The 6,155-nt window shown below is 65.9% G+C and carries 2 protein-coding genes and 3 pseudogenes; all 5 read right to left on the reverse strand.

Going from position 1 to position 6,155, the window contains the following annotated elements; all coding sequences use genetic code 11:
* Positions 1-27: 27 nt before the first annotated feature.
* A pseudogene (locus JCM19049_RS07085) lies at positions 28-2,288 on the reverse strand (bifunctional (p)ppGpp synthetase/guanosine-3',5'-bis(diphosphate) 3'-pyrophosphohydrolase).
* 227 nt (positions 2,289-2,515) lie between these two features.
* Positions 2,516-3,486: pseudogene (gene secF, locus JCM19049_RS07090) on the reverse strand (protein translocase subunit SecF).
* Positions 3,479-5,171: pseudogene (gene secD / locus JCM19049_RS07095) on the reverse strand (protein translocase subunit SecD). The pseudogenes secF and secD overlap by 8 nt, the downstream one beginning before the upstream one ends.
* 58 nt (positions 5,172-5,229) lie before the next feature.
* Positions 5,230-5,619, reverse strand: a complete 390-nt coding sequence (gene yajC / locus JCM19049_RS07100; protein WP_054821236.1) for a preprotein translocase subunit YajC — start codon at positions 5,617-5,619, stop codon at positions 5,230-5,232.
* A 130-nt stretch (positions 5,620-5,749) separates the two neighbouring features.
* Positions 5,750-6,155 (reverse strand): Holliday junction DNA helicase RuvB C-terminal domain-containing protein (locus JCM19049_RS07105; RefSeq protein WP_279402665.1); only part of this gene is annotated, 406 nt, incomplete at its 5' end.

Consider the following 6,155-nt stretch of genomic DNA (forward strand, 5'->3'; position numbering starts at 1 on the left):
CGCTGCGGCGGCCCGTGGCGCAGCCCCTTAGCGCCGGGAGCTGGCGGTGGTGCGGTACACGTCGTAAACCCCGTCGATGCGCCGCACCTGGTTCAGCACGTGGGTGAGGAACTTCGGGTCGCCCATCTCAAAGGAGAAGCGGGAAATCGCCACCCGCTCCCGCGTGGTCTGCACGCTGGCCGAGAGGATGCTCAGGTGGTTTTCGGCCAGGATCCGGGTGACGTCGGAAAGCAGCGACTTGCGGTCCAGCGCCTCCACGATGATCTCCACCCGGAACACCCCCGAATGCTTGTCCGCCCAGGACACCGCCACGATCCGGTCGGTCTGCTCCTTCAGCTGCGCCAGGTTCAGGCAGTCGGAGCGGTGCACGGAGATCCCCGAGCCGCGGGTGACGAACCCGGTGATCTCATCCGGTGGGACCGGTGAGCAGCAGCGGGCCAGCTTGACCAGCACATCGCCCAGCCCCTCGACCACCACGCCGGCATCGTTCCCGGTGGTGGGCTTGGAGACCACGGGGCGACCGGGCCTCCTCCTCCACCTGCTCGGACTCCGGCGGGCCGATCAGCGCGGTGAGGTGCTCGATGACGTTCTGGGCGCTGGTGTGCCCGTCGCCCACCGACTGGTAGAGCGCCGAGATGTCCTGGTGGTGCAGTCCGGTGGCCACCGCGGTGAGCAGCTCGTGGGTCATCATCTTCTGCAGCGGAAGCTGGTTGCGCCGCAGCTCCTTGGTCAGCAGCTCCTTGCCCTTCTCGATGGCCTCCTCACGCCGTTCCTTGGAGAAGAACTGGCGGATCTTGGCCTTGGCGCGGGCGGACTGCACGAAGTTCTGCCAGTCCTGGGAGGGTCCGGCCCCCTCGGCCTTGGAGGTAAACACCTCCACCACGTCACCCTGCTTCAGCTCGGTGTGCAGCGGCACGAGTTTGCCGTTGACCCGGGAGCCGATGGTGCGGTGCCCGACGTCGGTGTGCACCGAGTAGGCGAAGTCCACCGGGGTGGAGCCGGCCGGCAGCGACATGATGTCGCCCTTGGGGGTAAAGACGTAGACCTCGTTGGAGGAGATCGAATAGCGCAGCCCGTCCAGGAACTCCTCGGAGTCCTCGGTATCGGCCTGCCACTCCATGAGCGAACGCAGCCAGTCCATGTTCTGCTCGGGTGAGAGTGCGGAGTTGTCGGCGTTGCCGTGCTTGTACTGGAAGTGGGCGGCCACACCGTATTCGGCGCGCACGTGCATCTGGTGGGTGCGGATCTGGATCTCCACCGGCTTGCCGTCCGGGCCCATCACCGTGGTGTGCAGCGACTGGTAGAGGTTCAGCTTGGGCATCGCGATGTAGTCCTTGAAGCGGCCCGGCAGTGGGTTCCACTCGGTGTGCACCACGCCCAGCGCCCCATAGCAGTCCTTGACCGAGTCCACCAGGATGCGCACACCCATCAGGTCGTGGATGTCGTCGAAGTCCTTGCCGCGCACGATCATCTTCTGGTAGATCGAGTAGTAGTGCTTCGGACGGCCCGAGACCTCGGCCTGGATGCCTGGGTGGTCAGCTCGTTGGCCAGCATGGCGCGCACGTTGCCAGGTACTTCTCCCGCTCCGGGGTGCGGTCCCCCACCATCCGCACGATCTCCTGGTACACCTTGGGGTGCAGGGCGGCGAAGGAGAGGTCCTCCAGTTCCCACTTCACGGTGTTCATGCCCAGCCGGTGGGCCAGCGGGGCGAAGATCTCCAGCGTTTCCTTCGCCTTGCGCGAGCTGGACTCCGGGGAGACGTAGCGCCAGGTGCGCGCGTTGTGCAGCCGGTCGGCCAGCTTGATCAGCAGCACCCGGATGTCGCGGGACATGGCGATGACCATCTTGCGCACCGTCTCGGCCGGGGCGGCCTCCCCGTAGGTGACCTTGTCCAGCTTGGTGACCCCGTCAACCAGCATCGCGATTTCCTCGGAGAAGTCCTTGGTGACCTGCTCCAGGGAGTAGTCGGTGTCCTCCACCGTGTCGTGCAGCAGCGCCGCGGCCAGGATCGCCCCGGTCATGCCCATTTCGGCCAGGATGGTGGCCACCGCCACCGGGTGGGTGATGTACGGGTCCCCGCTCTTGCGCTTTTGGCCCTCGTGGTATTTCTCGGCGACCTGGTAGGCGCGCACCAGCAGGTCCAGGTCCGCCTTGGGGTGCTTGGACTTGACCGTGCGCAGCAGCGGTTCCAGGGTCGGTGAGGTGTTCGCGGTGGTGCCCCGGCCCGGGAAGCGCACCAGACGTGAGATGGAACGTCGCCTTGAATTGTTGAGGTTAGCTGATGCCATGCCCAACTCCTTCCCGTCCGGTAGCGGCCCTGCCCGGGAAGCGTCCGGCCGGCAGGTGGTTAACCGCGAGTGCGCCAGTGCGGGGTCTTGCACCGGCGTGACACGTTGTGCTTAATCCATTGTTTATAGCACGTTCGCGCGGTGACAACTAATTATGCTCCCCTTGCCTGGAAACGCGAAACGCCGCCGATTCACGCGAATCGGCGGCGTTTCTTACTGGTGCGGGGTTAGCGGGAGGCCAGCACCCGTTCGCGCTGGGCGATGACTTCGGGCTCGTTGCGCCGCAGCCAGGAGTACATTGGGGCCTGCACGAACAGTGTGGACAGCGCCGAGACGATCAGGCCGATGAACAGCGCCAGCGACAGGTCCTTGAGCGTACCGGCACCCAGCAGGTAGGAGCCGATGAACAGGATCGCCGCGACCGGCAGCACCGCCACCACCGAGGTGTTGATCGAACGCACCAGGGTCTGGTTCACCGCCAGGTTCACCAGCTCGTTGAAGGTGCGCTGGTCCTCCTTGGCGAAGTTCAGCGTGTTTTCCCGGACCTTGTCGAAGACACCACCGTGTCATAGAGGCAGTAGCTCATGATGGTCAGGAAGCCGATGATCGCGCTCGGGGTGATCTCAAAGCCCGAGAGCCCGTAGATCCCGGCGGTCACCACGATCACGGTCATCAGCCCGATCACCGCGGCGATCGACATCTTCCAGGTGCGGAAGTACGCGGCCATCAGCAGCGTCACCAGCACCACGAACGCGACCAGCCCGAACAGGGCCTGGCGTGAAACGTCTTGGCCCCAGGTGGGGCCGATGAACGTGCTGGTCACGTGGTCCGCGTTCACCCCGTAGGCCTCGGCCAGCTGCCCGCCGATGGCCAGGGTCTGATCATCGCTCAGCCGGTCGGTCTGCACCCGGATGGTGCCCGGGGCGATGTTGGTGACCGTCGCCTCCTGGCCCGGGACGGCGGCGGAGACAGCGTCCTCCCCGAGCTTCACGTCGGTGTTCTGCACCGCCGAGACGGTGAACTCCGAACCACCGCGGAAATCGATGCCCAGGTTGAACCCGCCCTTGACCACGGGCACCAGGATGGAGAGCACCATCAGCACGGCGGCGATGGAGAACCACAGCTTGCGCTTGGCCACGAACGGGTAGGAGCGCTTGCCGGTGTAGAGTTCGTTGCCCCATTGAGCGAGCTTATTCATTGTTCTCCTCCCGGTTCGCTTCGGCGGCCCGGCGTTCGGCGATCGTCATCCTGCGGGTGGCCTCGGCGGCGGCCTTGGTGTTCTTCTTGCCGCGCGCGTGGTGACGTTCTCGTTGAACCGGCGGACCTGCCCGGCCCCGCGATACAGCGGCACCGCGCCAGGAGCGACGGGTCCAGCCCGGACCAGCGGTGGCCCTCGGCGAAGAACTTGGTGCGCGAGAGCACCACCAGCAGCGGGTGGGTCAGCCCGTAGACGATGATCAGGTCGATCACCGCGGTCAGGCCCAGGGTGAACGCGAAGCCGCGCACGTTGCCCACCGCCACGATGTACAGCACCACCGCGGCCAGCAGGTTCACGGCCTTGGAGACCAGGATGGTGCGCCGGGCCCGTCCCCAGCCACGTCGATGGCCCCCGCCAGCGGACGGCCCTCGCGCAGCTCATCGCGCACGCGTTCGAAGTAGACGATGAACGAGTCGGCGATCAAGCCGATCGCCACGATCAAGCCGGCCACGCCGGCCAGCGAGAGCCGGTAGTTCATCGTCCAGCCCAGCAGCAGCAGCGCCAGGTAGGTCAGCACACCGGAGGCCAGCAGCGACAGGATGGTGACCAGGCCCAGGCGCGGTACTGGAAGAGCGAGTAGATGAACACCAGCACCAGGCCGATGACGCCGGCGATCAACCCGCCGCGCAGCTGATCAGCGCCCAGGGTGGCGGAGATCTGCTGTTCGGACTGGATCTCGAAGCTGATTGGCAGTGCACCGTACTTCAGCTGCTCGGCCAGCGCCTGGGCGGACTCCTCGGTGAAGCCGCCGGTGATCTGCGGGCGCCCGTCGCTGATGACGGCGTTGGTGGTCGGCGCGGAGATCACGGTGCCATCCAGCACGATCGCGAACTGGTTGCGCGAACCCTGCAGCGAGACCAGACGCTGGGTGGTGTCCGAGAAGGTCTTGGTGCCTTCGCTGTTGAACTCGATGACCACGGCCCAGTCGCCGGTCACCGCGCCCTGTGCGCCGCGGGTCATCTGCGCGTAGGCGTCGGAGATGTCCTGGCCGGGGATTTCCACCGGGCCCAGGATGTACTTCGCGCCCATCCGGGGGTCGCACGAAATCATCGGCTCATCCGGGTCGTGGGTGGTCGATTCGCGCTTGTCCAGCTCGCTGGGGCAGTCGTAGGCCTCGAAGTCCTTGTAGAGCTGCGGGCTGATCCAGTTGGTGTCCGAGGCGTTCTCCGGCTTGCCCTCGGGCTTGGGGATCTCCGCCTCCGGGGTGCGTTCTTCCTTCGGGGTGGCCTCGAAGCGCCGGTGATCAGCACCGGGCGGAACTCCATGTTGGCCGAGGCCTGGATCAGTTCGCGGGTCTTGGTGTCCGGCACGCCGGGCATCGAGACGACCACGTTGCTGCCGGACTGGGTGGTGATCTCCGCTTCGGAGACGCCGCTGCCGTCCACGCGCTGGCGGATGATCTCCACCGCCTGCTCCAGCTGGTCCTGGTCGATGCTTTCATCGCCCTGGACCCGCGGGGCCAGGATCATCTGGGTGCCGCCTTCCAGGTCCAGTGCGAGTTTGGGGGCGAAGCTGGTCTTGCCGGTGGCGACGCCGGCGACAAGGATGCCGGTGGCGATGATCGTCAACGCCAGCAGCCAGATCAACGCCCGGTGCGCCTGTTTTACAGGTCCAATTGATGACATCTAGAGTGCTTTCTCATCGAGGAGACTTCGGTGAGCCCACAAAACGGGGCCAAGGGGATTAGGCGTTGCGCTCGTCCTTGCCCTCGTCGTCCAGGCGACGCAGGGTCTCTTCCGCGGTCTCGGTGCCGGCGGCCGGGGCCTCGGTCTGCACCTCGGGCTCGATGAACTGGGCGATGGCCTGGCGGTGCACGGTCAGCACGGTGCCCGGGGCGACCTCCAGCTCAACCCGGTCCTGCTCGTCGATGCGCACCACGGTGCCGAAGATCCCGGAGTTGGTCATCACCTTGGCGCCGGGAACGGTCTTCTCCTTCAGCGTCTCCTGCTGCTTGCTGACCTTTTTGCGTCCACGGATCATCATGATGATCAGCACGGCGAACAGTCCGACCATCAGGATCATCGAAGGGTTGAAACCGCCCGCGGCGGCCTGTGCAAACGTCACGGAGTACACGAATATACCTGCTAACAAATCGACAAAAAGAGCGTGTGGCCCGGCATCCCGCGGTTTCGCGGTCATGGCACGGGCCACTTCAGTCTAGTCGCTGAAGCCAGCGGGGTAACACATTTACGCCTGCAGAGGACTAATCCTCATCGGATTCATAGTTTTGCGCCCCGGCGAACAGGGCGTCCTTCGGCACGGCCAGGCCCAGGTGCTCCCAGGCTTCGGGCATTGCGATGCGTCCGCGCGGGGTGCGTCCCATCAGTCCCTCACGCACCAGGTAGGGTTCTGCCACGGTTTCCACCGTTTCGGTTTCCTCCCCCACCGCGATCGCCAGGGTGGACAGGCCCACCGGTCCCCCGCCGAACTTCTGGCACAGGGCCTGCAGCACGGAGCGGTCCAGCCGGTCCAGGCCCTTGACGTCGACCTCGTACATGTCCAGTGCCGCGGCCGCGGCCCGCTGGTCGATCTGCTCCAGGCGGTTGACCAGCGCCCAGTCCCGCACCCGGCGCAGCAGCCGGTTGGCGATGCGCGGGGTGCCTCGCGAG

The sequence above is a fragment of the Arthrobacter sp. JCM 19049 genome, from assembly GCF_001310435.1.